This is a genomic window from Streptomyces sp. SID14436 (assembly GCF_010548465.1).
GTDB lineage: Bacteria > Actinomycetota > Actinomycetes > Streptomycetales > Streptomycetaceae > Streptomyces.
This window is the reverse complement of the sequence record NZ_JAAGMD010000243.1, coordinates 1-17208: the sequence shown is the minus strand read 5'-3', so window position 1 is coordinate 17208 and position 17208 is coordinate 1. Positions and strand designations below refer to the sequence as shown.

Sequence of the window (17208 nt, the reverse complement as noted above, 5' to 3'; positions counted from 1 at the left end):
GCTGGCGGAGGGGGCCCGCTGAGGCGTGGCTCCGGCGCGGACACCCGGCGGCGCCGGCGTCGGCAGCGGGCGGGCCCCCGACACCCCGCACCCCGGTGACCAGGGCCCCGGCCGCCGGGTGACCCGGTCCCCGCCGGGTCCGCCGTAGACTCGACAGCACTGTGTCTGACTCCGTGAACACCCCCGAAGCACCCCGGCCCGCCGCCGGTCAGGACGCCCCGCACCGCGCCGGGGTGTCGATCCGGCACACCCGCGCCAAGGGCGAACCACGCTTCCCGGACGGTCCCAAGGCCGACCCCGCCGGGTCGCACTTCGAGCGGCGGATCCGCAGCTTCCAGCCGCGCCGCAGCCGGGTGACGGCCGGGCAGGCGGACGCCCTGCAGCGCCTGTGGCCCCGGTGGGGCTTCGACATCGACGGCCGCCGCCTCCTCGATCTCGCGGAGTTCTTCGGCAACGACCGTCCCGTCGTCCTGGAGATCGGCTTCGGCATGGGCGAGGCCACGGCCCGGATGGCCGCCGCCGACCCCGGCACCAACATCCTCGCCGTGGACGTGCACACCCCCGGCCAGGGTCATCTGCTGGGCCTCGCCGAGCAGCTGGGCCTGGACAACGTCCGGGTCGGCAACGGCGACGCGATCATCCTGCTGCGCGAGATGCTCGCCGCCGACTCGCTGGACGGGCTGCGCGTCTACTTCCCCGACCCCTGGCCGAAGAAGCGGCACCACAAGCGGCGCCTGATCCAGCCGGAGTTCCTCTCGCTGGCCGCGACCCGCCTCAAGCCGGGCGCGGTGGTGCACTGCGCCACCGACTGGGTGCCGTACGCCGAGCACATGCTGGAGGTGCTGACCGCGCACCCCGACTTCGAGAACACCCGGGAGGACGGCGGTTTCGCGCCCCGGCCCGCGTTCCGCCCCCTGACCCGTTTCGAGAGCCAGGGACTGGACAAGGGTCATGTCGTGAACGACCTGCTCTTCCGCCGCGTACCGCACGACGACCGGCGTCCCACCGGCGCCTGAGCCGCCCCGCGCACCTGCGGGCGGCACCCCCGTCTCGTTAGGGTCGATGTCGTGGCCACCAGTCCTCCGCCGCTTCCCCACCCGGCCCCCGCCGGCACGGCGCCCCCGCCCGGTGGACCGGCGGGAGGCACCCGGCGGCACGCGCACTGGTGGCAGCGGCCCTGGATGCGGTACGGCGGACCGGCCGCGCTGCTCGCCCTGTCGGGCCTGGTGATCCTGGCCCTGGTCCGCGAGCAGACCGGCACGGAGGGCTTCCTCGTCGGGCTGGGCCTCGCCGTCCTGCCGGTGCCGCTGCTCCTGGCCGCGTTCCGCTGGCTGGACCGGGTGGCGCCCGGCCCCTGGACCAACCTCGTCTTCGCGTTCGCCTGGGGTGCCTGCGCCGCCGCCCTGATGGCGATCGTCGCGAACAGCTTCGCCACCCGCTGGATCGCCACCGCCACCGCCGACCCGACCCGGGCGGACACCCTCGGTGCGACCGTCATAGCCCCGGTGGTGGAGGAGAGCGCAAAGGCCGCCGCCGTCCTCCTCGTCTTCCTCTTCCGCAGACGCGACGTCGGCGGCATCCTCGACGGCGTGGTGATCGCCGGGGTCTCCGCCACCGGGTTCGCGTTCACCGAGAACATCCTCTACCTCGGCAACGCGTTCGGCACCGACCGGCTGACCGGGGACAGCGGCCTGGCCTCCCTCACCGCGGCCACCTTCTTCGTCCGCGCCGTGATGTCGCCGTTCGCGCACCCCCTGTTCACCGTGCTCACCGGCATCGGCTTCGGCCTCGCCGCCCTGTCCGGCGAGGGCCGCCGGGTGCGGCGCGTGCTGCTCCCGCTGACCGGGCTGGTGCTGGCGATGGGCCTGCACGCGCTGTGGAACGGCTCCTCGAACCTCGGCGAGTACGGCTTCTTCGCGGTCTACGCGGTGTTCATGGTGCCGCTGTTCGGGGTGCTGACGTGGCTGGTGGTGTGGACCAGGCAGCGGGAACTGCGCACCGTGCGCACGGAGCTGCCCGCCTATGTGGCCGCCGGGTGGCTGACCCCCGTGGAACCGTTCGTGCTCGGCTCGATGCGGGCCCGGCGCCTCGCCCGGCAGTACGCCCGGCGGCACGGCGGCCGGGCCGCGGCCCGGGAGGTGGCGCGGTACGAGGCGTTCGCGACGTCGCTCGCCTTCCTGCGGCACCGGGGCGGCGCGGGACGCGCACCGGCGGACTTCGTCGCCCGGGAGGGCGCCCTGCTGGAGGAGCTGTGGCGGCGGCGGGAGTGGGCCCGCCCGGCCCTGGAGCACGCGGCCCGGATCACCGCGCCCGTCTTCCGCGTGACCGCCCCGCCGCCCGGCACCCACGGCCACGCACCGCCCGTGGGCCACGGGTACGGGTTCGGGTACGGAGGCGGCTACGGCCACCCGTACGTGCTGCCGGTGCACCCCGCCGCGCCGCACCCCGGGTACGCGCCCGGGTGGCACGGCTCGTACGGCCCCGGAGACACCTGACCGGCAGCCCGGACGCCCGGGGGCGCCGTCGGGACTGCCGGTGGAGGGTCCGCGGCCCGGTCCGTTACGGGTTGAGGCCCTTGCTGCGCAGCCAGGTCAGGGGGTCGATGCCGGAGGCGGAGCCCGAGGGGTGGACCTCCAGGTGCAGGTGGGCGCCGGTGGAGTTGCCGGTGGAGCCCACCCGGCCGATGACCTCGCCGGTGGTGACCTTCTGGCCGACGCTGACGCTGATCGAGGACTGGTGGGCGTACCAGATCTCGGTGCCGTCGTCGAGGGTCAGCACCGTCTTGTAGCCGTAGGAGCCGTCCCAGCCGGCGGAGGTGATCGTGCCGGTGTGGACGGCCTTGATCAGCGTGCCGCTGGGGGCGGCGAAGTCGAGGCCGGTGTGCTGGCCGGAGGCCCAGTAGGCGCCGGCCTGACCGAAGGTCGAGGTGAGCGTGTAGGAGGAGGTCGGCAGCGCGTACTGCGTGGCCAGCTTGGCGAGGCGCTCGGCCTCGGCCTTCTTCTTCGCCTCTTCCTCGGCCTTCCGCTTCGCTTCGGCGGCCTTGGCCTTGGCCTCCTTCTCGGCCTTGGCGGCGGCCTCCGCGGCCTCCTTCTCGGCAGCGGCGACGGCAGCGGCGGCGGCCTTGCTCTCGGCCTGGTCCTGCTGCTGCTCGACCTGCGCCATGATCCGGCTGCGCAGTGCCTCGCCGGCGTTGCCCTGCTCGGCTTCGGCGCCGGCGGTGCCGATGCTGCTGAGCGGGGTGGCGGAGCCCTCGGGCGTTTCCTCGTCGGAGATGAGGGAACCCACGTTGGGGAGGTCGGGCATGGAGATGGAGACCGGCGGCTTGCCGGTCTGGGCGCTGGCCATGCCGCCGGCGCCGACCGCGGCTATGACGCCGACGCCCAGGACGGTGGAGCTGCGGGCGAGTCCGCCGCCGCGCTGCTTGCTGACGCGATGCCGGCCGCGCACCGGGCGGACGGTCTCCGCGGTGGGGTTCCACTCCTCGAAGGGGCCCTCGTCGGCGCGGACGCCGCCGTAGACGAAGGTGTCGCCGTCGCGCTGGCTCGGCATGAGAGGGGCCTCGGGGGCAGGCCGGTTCGACGCCACGTGGGCGTACTCCTTTCCTTCCTTCTCCGCCTACCGGGTTAGCTGACGGGTTCGGAGCAGGAAGGTCTCCTACGCGCGTATACCGCCCGTGTCTCCACGGGGGCATCCACGCGATTCACCCCAAGTTGATGGTTCCCCGGTTCCCTTGCGGGATTCGGCGCGTGCGCACGGAGCCGACTCGTGTGACGGCTGGGACGACCGCGCTGCGTTATCGAACGTTAATAGACGTGGGGGCCGGATTCCAAGCGGTTCCTCTTGATCGTTAACGAATCCCGTACGGACTTACCCGCCACGAGCAGGCGAAAACGGGCGAGTTGACTCCGCCTCGAATCAGCCGCGTTTTCTGACGGTACGTCAATTGTTATCCCAGCGGGACGGCGCGGACACGGTGGGTGACCACAGAGGGTGAGCGTGCCGAGGGGGCGCACGCGCCGGCGCGAGAAGCGGAGGGAAGAGAGGGGAGGAAGCCTCCCGCACTCCGGCACTCCGGCGCGCCACGGCGGGACGGAACGCACCGAGGGCCGGAATCCTGTCGGATTCCGGCCCTCGGCCTTCAGTAGCGGGGACAGGATTTGAACCTGCGACCTCTGGGTTATGAGCCCAGCGAGCTACCGAGCTGCTCCACCCCGCGTCGTTGTGATTCCAGTGTACGGCATGCGGGGAGCGCTTCGCGCACGCTTTTCCCCCGGCCCCGGTTCAACGGTGCTGCTCGTGCGGTCGACGGGCCGGTCCGAGGCCGCCCTCACCCCCCGGTCAGGTGGGCGTTCGGCGCCTTGGCGCGGTCCTCCAGCTCCGGCACGACGACCACGGTGGCGCCCCCGGCCGTCAGGAGCCCGCTGCCGTCGGCGTCCGTGACGAAGGTGTCGGGCTCCCGCCACGCCGTGACCACCCGCCGCACCCCCGCGTCCAGCAGGAGCCGGGAGCAGGAGGCGGGCCGGGACGCTCGGCGGGCGCAGGGTTCCAGGCTGGAGTACACGGTGGCGGTGGCGAGCCGGGGGTCCGTGGGGTCGGTCCGGGCGAGAGCGACCTCCTCCGCGTGCGCCACCGGGTCGCCGCCCTCCCGGGAGTGACCGCGCGCCAGTTCCGTACCGTCGGCCGCGACCACCACCGCGCCCACACTGAACGCCGTCCGCGAGGGCGTGCACCGGGACGCCAGGTCGCAGGCGAGGGCGAGCCAGTGGCGGTCGGCGGCGGTGGCCGTCGCGCCGGTCCCCGGCGCGGTGGGCTCGTAGCGCATCAGGACGACGTCGCCGATCTGCCGGGTCTCCAGCAGCCGCAGCCGGCCGGCCGGGTAGGAACCGGGGCCGAACAAGCGGGGCGCGTCGGGGTCGCCGACGAACAACGGCGCGACGACCAGCTGGAGTTCGTCGGCGAGGCCCTGCGTGACGAGTTGGGTGTGGATCAGGCCGCCGCCCTCCACCATGAGCCGGCGCACCCCCCGCACGTCGTGCAGGTGCTCCAGCAGGCGCCGCCAGTCCAGTTCCCCGCCGAGCGCGACGACGTCGGTGGCCAGTCCGAGGGCGCGGGCGCGCTCGGCGCCCCGGTCCGTCGTGTACAGGAGCTTCTCGCCGCCCGTGTGCCAGAAGCGGGCGGCCGGGTCCAGGTCGCCGGAACCGCTGACGGTGACCTTCAACGGGTACTCGGGCCTGCCCTCGGCGACCCGGGCGGCGCGCCGCTCGGGCGAGTTGACCAGCAGCCGCGGGTTGTCGGCGCGCAGGGTGCCGGCTCCGACGAGCACCGCGTCCACCGAGGCCCGTACCTCGTCGACCCGGTCGAAGTCGGCCGGGCTGGACAACAGCAGCCGGTCGGGGCCGGTGTCGTCCAGGTAGCCGTCGAGGGAGACGGCGGCGGACAGCAGGACGTACGGGTGGGGCATCGGCGTACTCCAGGACGGGGCGGGTCGGCCGGGCCGGGGCGGTGCGGCTCGGGGCCAGTCTGGCAACCGCGCGGACGGCACCGGCCACCGGTCACCGTCGCCCGACGGGGTCCCGGGCCGGCGTCAGGGCTCGATCAGTCCGACCCGGATCGCGTACCGGGTGAGTTCCAGGCGGTCTTTGAGGCCGAGCTTGGACAGCAGGTTCGCCCGGTGCCGCTCCACCGTCTTGGGGCTGATCGTCAGCAGGTCGGCGATCTGCTGGGAGGTGTGCCCCTCGGCGACCAGCTTCAGGATCTCCTCCTCCCGATCCGTGATCGCTTTGGCCGGCACGTGCCCGCTGTCCCGGGTCAGATCCAGGTAGTTGCGGATGAGGGCGTTGACCGCGCCCGGGTAGAGGAACGGCTCACCCCGCATGGTGGCCCGGCACGCCTCGACGAGGTCGCGGTCGGCGACGGACTTGAGCACGTATCCGGACGCGCCGGCCCCGAGTGCCTCGAAGAAGAACTGCTCGTTGTCGTACATGGTCAGGATGAGTATCCGCGTCTCCGGCACCACGCGGGCGAGCTCGCGGGCCGCCTGGAGGCCGGTCAGCCGGGGCATGGCGATGTCGAGGATGGCCAGGTCGGGCCGGTGGGCGCGGGCCTGCTCGACGGCTTCGGCGCCGTCGTCGGCCTCGGCGACGACCGTCAGGTCCGGTTCGCCGTCGAGAATGAGACGAACCCCTCGGCGGACCAGCGCGTGGTCGTCGGCGAGGAGGATGCGGGTGGGGGCGGGGGCCTCGTCGGTCATGGGTTCAGTGTTTCCGGTCGGGGGCGTCGATCACGGGGGTCCACGTCGGTGCGGGTCCCCGTACGGGGACGGGGACGGTCAGGCGTACTTCGGTGCCGCCGCCGGCGACCGGGCCCACGTGCAGGTCGGCGCCGATCAGCAGGGCGCGTTCGCGCATCCCGCGGATGCCCGCGCCCTCGGCGGCGTCGACGATGCCGCGGCCGTCGTCGCGGACCCACAGCTCGACGCCTCCGGGGATGCGCCGCAGGGCGATCCCGGCGCGCCGGGCGCGCGCGTGGCGGACCACGTTGGTGAGCCCTTCCTGGGCGACCCGGTAGAGGACCAGTTCGGCCTCCGGGCCCAGCTCGGGCAGGTCCGGGTCGAGCCAGTGCTGCACGCTCAGGCCCTCCCCGCCGAACTCGGTGGCGAGTGACTTCAGGGCGCTGACCAGGCCCAGCTCGTCCAGCACCCCGGGGCGCAGGCGGCGGGCGATGCGCCGGATCTCGTCCAGGCTGCTGCGCGTGGTCTCCTGCACCAGGCGCAGCTCCTGCCGCAGGTCCTCGGGGGCGTGGTCGGTGACCCGCTTCAGCTGCAGCAGCACGGCGGTGAGGCTCTGCCCGACCTCGTCGTGCAGCTCCTGGGCGATGCGGCGGCGTTCGCCCTCCTGCGCGGACAGGGCGCGGGCGCTGCTCGTGGCGCGCTCGTCCTCCAGCCGGTCCAGCATCGTGTTGTACGTGCTGATCAGTTCGGCGATCTCCCCGCCCCCGGAGACCTCGGGACGGCGCCCGGGGCGGAGCAGGTCGGTGGTGGTCATGGCACGGGTGAGGCGGTCCAGCGGGGCGAGGCCGACCCGCAGCAGCAGGGCGTTGGCACCGAGCATGGCGGCCAGTCCGACCGTGAGCACCGCGGCCTCGGTCAGCAGCACCGGGGTGGAGACGGTGACCGGACCGAGCAGCAGTGCGGTGGCGGTGATCAGCACGATCGCGTTCAGCAGGAAGATCCGCCAGAACAGTGGCACCCGTTACCGCCTCCTCGCCCTGCCCACCGCGGGCCTCTTGTCGTAGGCTCCCGGTGTCTCCCCGGCCGGCCGGGGCCGGACAGCGCGTCGGAGGTCCGACGGAAGCCGTCGCGGACCGCGGACCGGCGGGACACGGCCGCGGGCCGACACGTCCCAGCGTGAGCGCTGTTCCACCGGTGCGCCATCCGTACCAGTCCCCATTTTCCCCCGGCGCGGCATGCAGACACCGGGCGGTCTGCAGGGTGCACCCCCACGAAGATGAGGGCCGGAGCCAATGGTGGCCAAGACCCCTGTACGGGACCCTTGAATTCAAGGGAAGCCCGGCTTCGCCGTACCCCCGCACCGAAGCTCGGACGACCAGGTCGTCCGGCGGGCACGCTCCCCTGCGCCGGCCCGGATCCGGGGGCCGGCCGTTCAGCTTGCGCCCGGCGTCGCGGGACCGACGCCCGGCGGTTCTCAGAGGTGGCGACCGGGTGTCGTCGGCCTGCCACCGTGTCGGGAAGGAGGAGACGTGCCCCAGTCCGATGACAAGCGCCTCGTCGATCTCGCGGCCCGCATCGAGCAGGAGGACCCCCGCTTCGCCCGCTCACTGTCCGACGGACGCCCGGCGCTGCCGCGCGAGTACCGGCGCAAGCGAGCCTGGTGGGTACTGGGCATCGGACTGGTCCTGCTGGTCGCCGGCCTGATCATGCCGGACGGCCTGCTCATCGCCGCGGGCCTGGTGCTCAGTGGCATCGGCGTGCAGCTCTTCGACCCCTACCCTCCGCGCCGGCGCGACGGTGAGACGGAGCAGCGGGGGCACCCCTCCCGCTGACGGCGCGGGGGCGGCGGCCGGTGCGGACGCGGTGGCCGGTGCGGACGCGGTGGCCGGTGCGGGGCACGGTGAACGCTGCGGGCCCGGTGGCGGCCGCGGGCACGGTGGCGGGGCCCTGGGGCGGGGCCCCGGGCGGGGTGGTCGGCCCCCGGTCGGCCCCTCCTGGTTCCCCGCCGGTCTCCGCTCGGAGCGGCGGTCACGGGTACGTGATGTCGCCGGTATTCGACACGATCGGCGATCCATTCATTCGCATATGTGAATCTTTGCCCTAGCGTATCCCGATATGGGGTGCGCTAAAATTTTTGCCAAGCGCTTACGCTCCGTTGAGCCGCGTTCCGCTCGTTCGTCGAGCGTTGAGTGCGTTCCTCCGGAAGCGCCGGGTCTTCGGCGCCGGGGGCAGTGGGTGCGGGGCCGGTCGTCGTCGACCGGCCGCTACCCGGTCGGTCGACGACGACCGGCTGACAGCGTTCGGTGAGACCGGCCACGCCGGTGAGACATGGGCAGGGGGCGTGACATGGGTCGGGTGATCCCCATACGTGTCGACAACGCCGCCCGCGACGGCCTCCCCGATACCTGCAGCGTCGTGCGCCGCCCCCTCGGCCGCGCACCGCGCTGACCCCTCTCCACCACCACCGGCGGAACCGGCCGGCCCGGGACCGCCCCGTTTCCTCCCGCCCTCACCCGACAGGACCGCGACCCGGCGACCCCCGGCTCTCCGAGCCGTCCGCGCGAGGACCGACGGGCCCCGGCCCTCCGCGCTCCCTCCGCGCGCCGCGACCCCGTGACGCCCCGTCCGACCGACCGCCCATCCACCGACCGGCGCGACCGGCCACCACCCGGCCCCACCGGCACGCGACCGGCACCGCCCCGGGGCACAGACGCCGTCACCGCACCCACCCCACGGAGGACAGACGCCCGTGCACAACACCACGGCCATGCTCATCGAACTCGGCGCGATCATCCTCGCCCTCGGCCTGCTGGGCCGCCTCGCCGGACGGGTCGGTTTCTCGCCCATACCCCTGTACCTGCTCGCCGGACTGGCCTTCGGCCACGGCGGCATCCTGCCCCTGCAGGCCAGTGAGGAGTTCGTCGCCACCGGTGCGGAGATCGGCGTCATCCTGCTGCTGCTCATGCTGGGCCTGGAGTACAGCGCCTCCGACCTCGTCACCACCCTCAAGACGCAGTACCCCTCCGGCGCGGTCGACTTCGTCCTGAACGCCGCGCCCGGCGCCGTCGCCGCCCTGCTGCTCGGCTGGGGCCCGGTGGGTGCCATCGCCCTGGCCGGCGTGACGTGGATCTCGTCCTCGGGCGTCATCGCCAAGGTGCTCGGCGATCTCGGCCGGGTCGGCAACCGGGAAACCCCCGTGATCCTCGGCGTGCTGGTCCTCGAGGACCTCGCCATGGCCGTCTACCTGCCGATCCTCACCGCCCTGCTGGCCGGGGTGAGCCTCGCGGGCGGCAGCCTCACCCTGCTGATCTCCCTGGGCACCGTCGGCGCCGTCCTCTACATCGCCCTGCGCCACGGGCGGATCGTCAGCCGCGCCGTCTCGTCCGACAACCCCGAGATGCTGCTGCTGGTCGTGCTGGGGCTGACGCTGCTGGTCGCGGGCGTCGCGCAGCACCTCCAGGTCTCGGCCGCCGTCGGCGCCTTCCTCGTCGGCATCGCGCTGTCCAAGGAGGTCGCCGAGGGCTCGCACCACCTGCTGTCGCCCCTGCGGGACCTGTTCGCCGCGGTGTTCTTCGTCTTCTTCGGCCTGCACACGGACCCGTCGAACATCCCGCCCGTGCTGGTCCCGGCCCTCGCGCTGGCCGTCGTCACCGTGCTCACCAAGATCGCCACCGGTTACTGGGCGGCCCGCCGCGCGGGCGTCTCGGTGGCCGGACGCTGGCGGGCCGGCGGCACGCTGGTGGCGCGCGGCGAGTTCTCCATCGTCATCGCCGGGCTCGCCGTCGGCACGGAGCCGCGCATCGGCCCGCTGGCCACGGCGTACGTCCTGATCCTGGTCGTCGTCGGCCCGCTCGCCGCCCGCTGGACCGAGCCGCTGGCCCGCCGTCTCACGGGGCGCACTCCGGGCGGCCCGAGCAGCACCGGCACCCCGGTCGAGGAGACGGCACCGGTCCACGCCGGTGGGTGAACGTCCGGAGGGCCGGGCCGTCAGCGGTTCGGCGCCCCGTGAACGGCCGGAAGGCCGGACCGCCGGCGGTTCGGCCACCCGTACGGGTGAGGACCCCGAGGGACGTAAGGGGTGCGAGGACCCCGAGGGACGCGGCGACGCGCGGGCCGGGGAAGCCGGAGTCTCCTTCCGTCCGGACCCTCGGGGGCGCACGGAACGAGCCACCGGCCCGCGTGCGACCCCCCGCCGCGGCCGGGCGGTGGGAAAATCGGAGCGGGACTCACGCTCCGGCCGCCCGGGCGGCCGACCGCCCCGGTGGCCGTCCCGGCACGGGACCGGACCGGGAAGGGGGACGTCGGCATGATCGAGTGGGTGACCCTGAGCGCCGGTCCCCGACCGGTGCCCCGGCCGGTGGCGACCCCGCTGGTGTGGGCCGGGGCCTTCGCCGGTGCGCCCCTGCTGGTGGCGCTGACGAACCTGCTCGCCGGCTCCCACGGCCCGCCCCTCGCGCTGACCGCCCTGTCCGTCCTGGCCGCCGTCCTCGGCGTCTGCGCCCGGTTCACCGCGGCACCGGGCACCGCCCTGCTGTGCTGGCTGTTCCTCAACGGCTTCGCCATACCGCCCGCGGGGGCCCTCAGCTGGACCGGCCCGCGTGACACCGCCTGGCTCGGCTGCCTGCTGGGCGCCGCCCTGGCCGGCACGACCGTCTCCCGGCTCGCCCACGCCCGCGCGGCCCACCACCGCCTGACGACGCCCGGCCGGGACCCCGACGACGGCCGGCTCCGCTGACGCCCTCCCCACTGCACCGCCCCGACGCCAGCCGGCTCCGCTGACGACCGTCCCTCCGCCCGGCTGCTCTGCCCCGACGTCCCCCGCACCCGTTCGGCGCAACCCGTGTGGTCGCCGACGCCGTCCGGGCGGAGGGTCGAAGAGGCCGACGGGCGGTGTCCGTACCACCCGCCCCCAGAGAAACGGGGTGCCTCATGACCGCACAGCCACACTCCGGCCCGCCCGGGGGCGGCTACCGGCCGGCCTCCCCCAAGGGCGCCGCCTGGGCCGCCGGGGGCACGACCTTCGCCGGTGTCCTGCTCCTGCTGAACGGCGTCCTCGCCATGTTCCAGGGCATCGCCGCCATCGTCGAGGACGACGTCTACGCCCGGATCGGCGACTACGTCTACGAGGTCAGCCTCATCGGCTGGGGATGGATCCTGCTCGTCCTCGGCATCGTCGCCGCCGTGGTCGGCTGGGGCATCCTCACGGGCCGGGAGTGGGCCAGGGCCACCGGCATCGCGCTGGCGTCGCTGAGCCTGGTGGCGCAGTTCCTGTTCCTGCCGTACGCGCCGGTCTGGTCGGTGATCATGATGGCCATCAACCTCTTCGTCATCTGGTCCCTGGCGAACGCCGTCCCGACCGCCCCGCCCCCGGAGTGACCCGGACGACCCGTAGGCGCCCCCGCGGCTCCGAGTGACCCAGGAACGTAAACGCAGAGGGCCCCACGAGGCGACCCGCGCACGTCTCTCCCCCCGGCCACGAGCCCTTCCGCGCCACGACAAGGCGGATTCCATGCGGCGCTACCCTCCCATCGCCGACCACGGCCTGGTGGGCGACCTCCAGACCGCGGCACTGGTCTCCTCCGACGGTGTCGTCGACTGGTGGTGCGCCCCCCGCTTCGACTCGCCCAGCCTCTTCGCCGCCCTCCTCGACCACGACCGCGGCGGCCACTTCGCGCTCACCGTCGAGGGACCGGGAGTGACCACCCGGCAGCTGTACCTCGCCGACACGGCCGTGCTCGTCACCCGCTTCCTCACCCCGGACGGGGTCGGCGAGGTCGTCGACTTCATGCCCGTCGAACAGCCGGAGACGGCGACGGACCGGCACCGCCTGATCCGGGTGCTGCGGGTGACCCGCGGCCGGGTCCGCTTCCGCCTCGACTGCCGCCCCCGCTTCGACTACGCCCGCGCCCCGCACCGCCTCCACCTGCGCCCGGAAGCCGCCGCCGCGCACTTCGCCGGACCCGGCACCGACGCCCACCTCCAGGTCCTCGGCCCCGTCCCCCTGGAACGCGACGGCGACGACGTCCGCGCCACCGTGGAACTGACCCAGGGCGAACGGGCCGCCGCGATCCTCACCGTCTGCGCCGCCGGATCCGCGCCGCCCGCCGCGCCCACCCCCGAGTCCGTCCGCGCCGACTTCGACGGCACCTGGTCCTTCTGGCACCGCTGGATCCGCCGCGGCCAGTACCGGGGCCGCTGGCAGGACACCGTCAACCGCTCGGCCATCACGCTCAAGCTGCTCACCTACGCCCCCACCGGAGCCCCCGTCGCCGCGGCCACCGCGGGCCTGCCCGAACAGCTCGGCGGCGAACGGAACTGGGACTACCGCTACACCTGGGTGCGGGACGCCTCCCTGTCCCTGGACGCCCTGCTCGGCCTCGGCTTCACCGACGAGGCCCAGGCCTTCCGCCTCTGGCTCGGCGAGCGCATCAAACAGGACCACACCGTCACCGGTGAACCCCTGCAGATCATGTACCGGGTCGACGGCGACCCCCACCTCACCGAGCAGACCCTCGACCACCTGGAGGGCTACCGCGGCTCGGCCCCCGTCCGCATCGGCAACGGCGCCGCGGGCCAGCTCCAGCTCGACATCTACGGCGAGGCCATCCACGCCCTCTCCAACAGCCGGGCCCCCGTCCACGGGGCCGGCTACGACGGCTGGCTCGCCCTGTCCGGCGTCCTGGACTGGCTCACCGACCACTGGGACCGCCCCGACGAGGGCATCTGGGAGACCCGCGGCGGGCGCCGGCACTTCACCTACAGCCGCCTGATGTGCTGGGCGGCCTTCGACCGCGGCATCCGCCTCGCCCGCGACCTGGCCCGCCCCGCCGACGTCGCCGCCTGGACCACGGCCCGCGACGCCGTCTTCCGCCAGATCATGGACCGCGGCTGGAGCCCCGCCCGGCAGGCCTTCGTCCAGCACTACGACACCGACGTCCTCGACGCCTCCCTGCTGCTGATGCCCGCCGTCGGCTTCGTCGCCCCCCGCGACCCGCGCTGGCTGTCCACCCTCGACGCCATGGAGAGCGAACTCGTCTCCGACAGCCTCGTCTACCGCTACGACCCCGCCGCCTCCCCCGACGGCCTGCGCGGCAGCGAGGGCACCTTCTCCCTGTGCAGCTTCCTCTACGTCGACGCCCTGGCCCGCGCCGGCCGCCCCGGCCAGGCCCGCTACGCCTTCGACAAGATGCTCACCTACGCCAACCACGTCGGCCTCTTCGCGGAGGAGATCGGCCCCACGGGAGAACAACTGGGCAACTTCCCCCAGGCGTTCACCCACCTCGCCCTCATCAACGCCGCCCTCGCCCTCGACGAGGAACTGGACCGGGCGGAATCCTGAGCCCCGACGGCGACGGGGCCCCGCCCCGAGGGCCCGAGGGCGGCGGGCTCAACCCCGGGAGCATGCCGGGCAGCGGGCTCGCCCCGGGAACATGCCGGGCGGCGCGGGCTCAACCGTGGGCGCGCGCCGTGAGATACGGGTCCCGCCGCAGCACCTCACGGCTGCCGAGCAGGGTGCCCGCGGCCAGCCCGGCAGCGGGAAGCACCAGCGCCGACCCGACCCACAGCGGCGCCGGCAGGGCGTCGGCCAGGGAGATCGGCAGCCCGAGCACCCCGCTCAGCGGACCGGCCAGGGCCACCGAGGAAGCCGCACCGGCGCACGCGCCGACCACCCCGGCCACCCCACCGGACAGCAGCGCCTCACCCAGCAGGATCCGCCGCAGCTCCGGCCTGCCGGTCCCCAGGATCCGCAGCACGGCGAACTGCCCGAGCCGGGCCCGCGCACTGTCCGCGGCCCGGACGGCGCCGAGCCCCACGGCGGCCAGAGCCAGCAGCGCCATCCCGACGCGCACGGCGAGATCCGCCGCCCCGAACAGCCCCGGCAGACGGCGCACCCGGTCGGACACGGGGGACGCCGAGAACCCCTCCGCACGGAGCGCGTCGGCGACCTCCGCCACCCGCCTCTGGTGCTCGACCACCACGACGGCGGACCGCGCCCCCTCCTTCTCCCGGAACACCTCCCGGTCCTGTCCCGCCCGGGCGGCGGCCAGGAAGGCGGCCGTGTCCTCCGACAGGTAGGCCACGTCCGGGCCGTCGGCCTGCCAGCTCGGGTCGTACAGGGCGGCGACCCTCAGCTCGATCACCGCGGTGGTGCCGGCCCCGTCCCCCGTCGCCCGGGTGTGGCCGAAGGCGACGGTCCGGCCGAGCAGCGGCGCGAAGTCGGTGCCCTGGGCGGTCGCCGGGAGCACGACGTCCTTCGGACCGAGCTCCCCGGGGACCGCTCCCTCGACGACGGGCACGTCGTCTCCCGGTGTCAGCGTGCGGCTCGTCAGGTCGTACGTCCCCTCCTCCTCGGCGTAGAGCACGGAGGAGTAGTCGGCGACCACCTGCCGGACGCCCGCCAGGCGTTCGGCCTCCCGGAGTGCCGCGGTGGTGAGCGGCCGGACCGAGGCGTCGCCCTCGAAGGAGGAGAGCTCGATCTGTGTGAGACCGCCCGACGCCAGCACATCCCGCTCGACGGCGCCCGCGGCCCCGCCCGCCACCCCGGCGGACAGCGTCACCAGCGCGGCGAGCACGGTGAGCATGGGCACCGACCTGCGCAGCGACCGCCCGTCGCGCCTCCAGGTGTGCAGACTCCACCGGCTCATGCGGGCTCCCCTTCACGTACCGCTCCCTGCGTTCCCGCCGCCCGGGCGTCCACGGCCGACAGCACGCCGTCGTCCAGCACATGACGCCGGTCGCAGGCCCCGGTGACGGCCGCGTCGTGCGTGACGACGAGGACAGCGGCGCCCCGCTCCGCACAGGCCCGCAGGGACCGCAGTAGGGAGCGCGCGGTCGCCGGGTCGAGCCCGGACGTCGGCTCGTCGGCGAGCACCAGCACCGGCTGCTTGACCGCGGCCCGGGCGACGGCGACGCGTTGCCGCTGCCCGCCGGAGAGCTCGGCGACCGGGGAGTCGACGAGCTCGCCCATGCCGAGGTCCGCCGAGCAGGTCCCGGGCCGCGGTGCGGTGCCGGGCCAGACGGGGCCCGAAGGCGGCGGCCACGTTCTCCCAGGCGTTGAGGAACGGCAGCAGTCCCAGGTCCTGCAGGACGATGCCGATGGAGCGCCGGCGCAGGAGGTCCCGCTCGGCGGCCGGCAGCGCGTGGGTGGCGGCACCGTCGATGTGCAACGAGCCGGCGGCGGGGGACAGGATCAGGCCGAGGAGGGCCAGCAGCGTGCTCTTCCCCGAGCCCGAGGGCCCCTCGACGGCGGTCATGGTCCCCGCTCCGAGCGTGAGGTCCGCGCGCTGCACCCCTCCGCCGGACGCGTAGGAGAAGGCCAGCCCCTCGGCCACGACGGCGGGTGGGGACGCGGTGTTCATCGGGTGGGTGTCCATGGAGTGAGGGCCCTTCGAGTGGGGACGGAGCCGGATCCGGCTGCCGGTGACGGCTTCGGACGCGCCTGTCGCGGACGCCGGTCGTCCGGCTCAGGCCAGGAGGTAGTAGGCGGCCCGGGTGGCCTCGGCGGTGGCCGTGCCGCCGGGAGCGGGGGCGTAGAGGTCCGGGTGCGCGGCGTCCCTGTGCCGTTCCAGGAGGCGGGGGATCTCCTCCCACAGGGACTGCGGCACCGTCTGCTCGGAGGCGAGCGCGGCCTGGACGGCGGCGGAGGCGAACACCAGCTCCCCCTTGCGCAGCAACTCGCGTGCCTGGGCCACCAGATCGGTGCCCCGGGTGAGCCGTTCGGCCTGGGCGGCGCATCCCGCGTCGGCGAGCACCGTGATCACGCGCAGGGACCGGTGGGAGAGGGTCCGGGAGCCGGCGTCGGGGAGTTCGACCGAGGTGCGGGGGCATCCCGAGGCGAACTCGGCGCGGACCGCCATGGCGCCGTACCAGCCACGCTGGTTCGCGGCCGTCAGGCGGGCCGGGACCTTCCGCCCCGCTGCTTCCCGCCGCCCCCGCTCGTCCTGCGGTCCGCAGGCCAGGTCCAGCCGGTGACACGTCATGGCGAGCGGGACCCGGTCCGACGGATCGAGCCGGGGGTCGGAACCCAGTTCCTTCAGCCGCTTCGTCAACCAACCCGGAACGTCACCCTGCCGGCCGGCCGCGGTGAGCGCGCGCGCCGCGTGGTAGGTGGCCGTGAGTGTGCCCAACTGGGCCGGTGACTTGGCGACCAGCCCGTCCGGCCGGACGTCCGCCAGGGAGGGCGGCGGCACGGGGGACCCGGCAGCACCGGAAGAGCTCCGCGGGGCGGAGGACGACGACGGGTCCAGGGCGAGGGCCCGTCGGACCAGCCAGCGGGTCTGGGTGTCGCGGTCACCGAGCGCCGACCGCAGACACGCGCGTGTCTCGTCCGTCACCCTCCCCCGCAGCAGCGTCAACGCCGCCCGCTGCATGGGCTCGACGCGCCCGCAGCCGCCCCTCAGAACGCCGTCGGCGTCGCGCAGGGCCCGTGTGGCGCGGCCCTCGGCCCCGGCTCCGCGCAGCGCCTCGACGGCGTAGAGCACCGGTACCGCCTCCGCGGTCCGTGCGGCGTCCGCCGCGAGCCGGGTCAGGGCGGCACGGGGTACGTCGTCGCCGCGGTCCAGACATGTGAGGGTCTGCACGAACGCGGCTCTGGTGGCGAGAGAGGTCAGCGGGTCGTCACCGTCCTCGCCCGCCGGGTGGCGCAGAAGGGCGAGTGCCTCACGCTCCGCCTCGGCCCGGATCCCCGCCCGGTCCAGCACCGCCGCGGCCCCGGAGGGCGACGTACCGCCCGTCCCGCCCAGGGAGAGGCAGACGTAGTGAGCACGCCAGGCCGGGGTGTCGAGGGCATCGGTCCGGGCGAGGTCCGCCAGCGCATCCGGGCGGACCTCGGGAACGCGCTCGCCGCTGCCGTGCCGCGCGGCGAGGCCGGCCTCCAGGCGCCCGTACGCGGTGGGATACAGCGCCGGGTCCCGCCCGACGTCCGCGCGCGTCGACCGCACCAGGTCGTTCGCCCCGCGCAGGGCGTCGAGCTGCGCGGC

General features: G+C 74.5%; 14 protein-coding genes, 1 tRNA gene, 1 pseudogene and 1 riboswitch. Of the genes and pseudogenes, 7 read left to right on the top strand and 9 right to left on the bottom strand.

Going from position 1 to position 17208, the window contains the following annotated elements; genetic code table 11:
* Positions 1 to 161 precede the first annotated feature (161 nt).
* Entirely contained in the window at positions 162 to 1016 is an 855-nt protein-coding gene (gene trmB / locus G3I53_RS08970) for a tRNA (guanosine(46)-N7)-methyltransferase TrmB (RefSeq protein ID WP_343240578.1), read from the top strand.
* A gap of 165 nt (positions 1017 to 1181) precedes the next feature.
* Complete coding sequence (locus G3I53_RS08965; RefSeq protein ID WP_164438205.1) at positions 1182 to 2495, top strand: PrsW family intramembrane metalloprotease; 1314 nt, start codon at positions 1182 to 1184, stop codon at positions 2493 to 2495.
* Positions 2496 to 2559: 64 nt separating this feature from the next.
* Here the strand turns inward: G3I53_RS08965 and G3I53_RS08960 are convergent, their stop codons facing one another.
* From G3I53_RS08960 to G3I53_RS08940, 5 genes are all read right to left on the bottom strand, one after another.
* On the bottom strand, positions 2560 to 3585 hold the full coding sequence (locus tag G3I53_RS08960; RefSeq protein WP_164332590.1) for a M23 family metallopeptidase: 1026 nt from the start codon (positions 3583 to 3585) through the stop codon (positions 2560 to 2562).
* Positions 3586 to 3597: 12 nt separating this feature from the next.
* A riboswitch (cyclic di-AMP (ydaO/yuaA leader) is annotated at positions 3598 to 3755 on the bottom strand.
* Positions 3756 to 4142: 387 nt separating this feature from the next.
* A tRNA-Met gene (locus G3I53_RS08955) sits at positions 4143 to 4216 on the bottom strand.
* Between the two features lie 111 nt (positions 4217 to 4327).
* Positions 4328 to 5461, bottom strand: coding sequence for a dihydrofolate reductase family protein (locus G3I53_RS08950; protein ID WP_164332589.1), 1134 nt, complete (start codon positions 5459 to 5461; stop codon positions 4328 to 4330).
* 123 nt (positions 5462 to 5584) lie between these two features.
* Complete coding sequence (locus G3I53_RS08945) at positions 5585 to 6250, bottom strand: response regulator transcription factor (protein WP_164332588.1); 666 nt, start codon at positions 6248 to 6250, stop codon at positions 5585 to 5587.
* Positions 6251 to 6254: 4 nt separating this feature from the next.
* Positions 6255 to 7247 carry a HAMP domain-containing sensor histidine kinase gene (locus G3I53_RS08940; RefSeq protein WP_164332587.1) on the bottom strand — a complete coding sequence of 331 codons (993 nt, stop codon included), beginning with the start codon at positions 7245 to 7247 and terminating at the stop codon, positions 6255 to 6257.
* Between the two features lie 511 nt (positions 7248 to 7758).
* Here G3I53_RS08940 and G3I53_RS08935 point away from each other — a divergent pair.
* The 5 genes from G3I53_RS08935 (at position 7759) to G3I53_RS08915 (ending at position 13568) form a co-directional block, all read left to right on the top strand.
* Positions 7759 to 8061 carry a DUF3040 domain-containing protein gene (locus G3I53_RS08935; RefSeq protein WP_164332586.1) on the top strand — a complete coding sequence of 101 codons (303 nt, stop codon included), beginning with the start codon at positions 7759 to 7761 and terminating at the stop codon, positions 8059 to 8061.
* Positions 8062 to 8978: 917 nt separating this feature from the next.
* Positions 8979 to 10196: a cation:proton antiporter gene (locus G3I53_RS08930; protein ID WP_343239770.1), complete on the top strand. Its 1218-nt coding sequence runs from the start codon at positions 8979 to 8981 to the stop codon at positions 10194 to 10196.
* Positions 10197 to 10535: 339 nt separating this feature from the next.
* Positions 10536 to 10964 (top strand): hypothetical protein, encoded by a 429-nt coding sequence (locus tag G3I53_RS08925; protein ID WP_164335431.1) that lies wholly within the window; start codon positions 10536 to 10538, stop codon positions 10962 to 10964.
* Between the two features lie 194 nt (positions 10965 to 11158).
* The gene (locus tag G3I53_RS08920; protein WP_164335433.1) at positions 11159 to 11605 is read left to right on the top strand and encodes a hypothetical protein; all 447 of its coding nucleotides are present in this window, start codon (positions 11159 to 11161) and stop codon (positions 11603 to 11605) included.
* A 133-nt stretch (positions 11606 to 11738) separates the two neighbouring features.
* The gene (locus tag G3I53_RS08915; RefSeq protein ID WP_164335435.1) at positions 11739 to 13568 is read left to right on the top strand and encodes a glycoside hydrolase family 15 protein; all 1830 of its coding nucleotides are present in this window, start codon (positions 11739 to 11741) and stop codon (positions 13566 to 13568) included.
* A 109-nt stretch (positions 13569 to 13677) separates the two neighbouring features.
* Here G3I53_RS08915 and G3I53_RS08910 read toward each other — a convergent pair whose 3' ends face one another.
* The 4 genes and pseudogenes from G3I53_RS08910 to G3I53_RS08900 form a co-directional block, all read right to left on the bottom strand.
* On the bottom strand, positions 13678 to 14874 hold the full coding sequence (locus G3I53_RS08910; protein WP_164335437.1) for an ABC transporter permease: 1197 nt from the start codon (positions 14872 to 14874) through the stop codon (positions 13678 to 13680).
* Positions 14871 to 15197, bottom strand: coding sequence for an ATP-binding cassette domain-containing protein (locus G3I53_RS34345; protein WP_275404121.1), 327 nt, complete (start codon positions 15195 to 15197; stop codon positions 14871 to 14873). The genes G3I53_RS08910 and G3I53_RS34345 overlap by 4 nt, the downstream gene beginning before the upstream one ends.
* Positions 15198 to 15288: 91 nt before the next feature.
* Positions 15289 to 15483, bottom strand: a pseudogene (locus G3I53_RS34340) (ATP-binding cassette domain-containing protein); the annotation flags it as partial.
* A gap of 210 nt (positions 15484 to 15693) precedes the next feature.
* Positions 15694 to 17208, bottom strand: a 1515-nt coding sequence (locus G3I53_RS08900) for a hypothetical protein (protein WP_164438204.1), incomplete at its 5' end; no start/stop codon positions are given.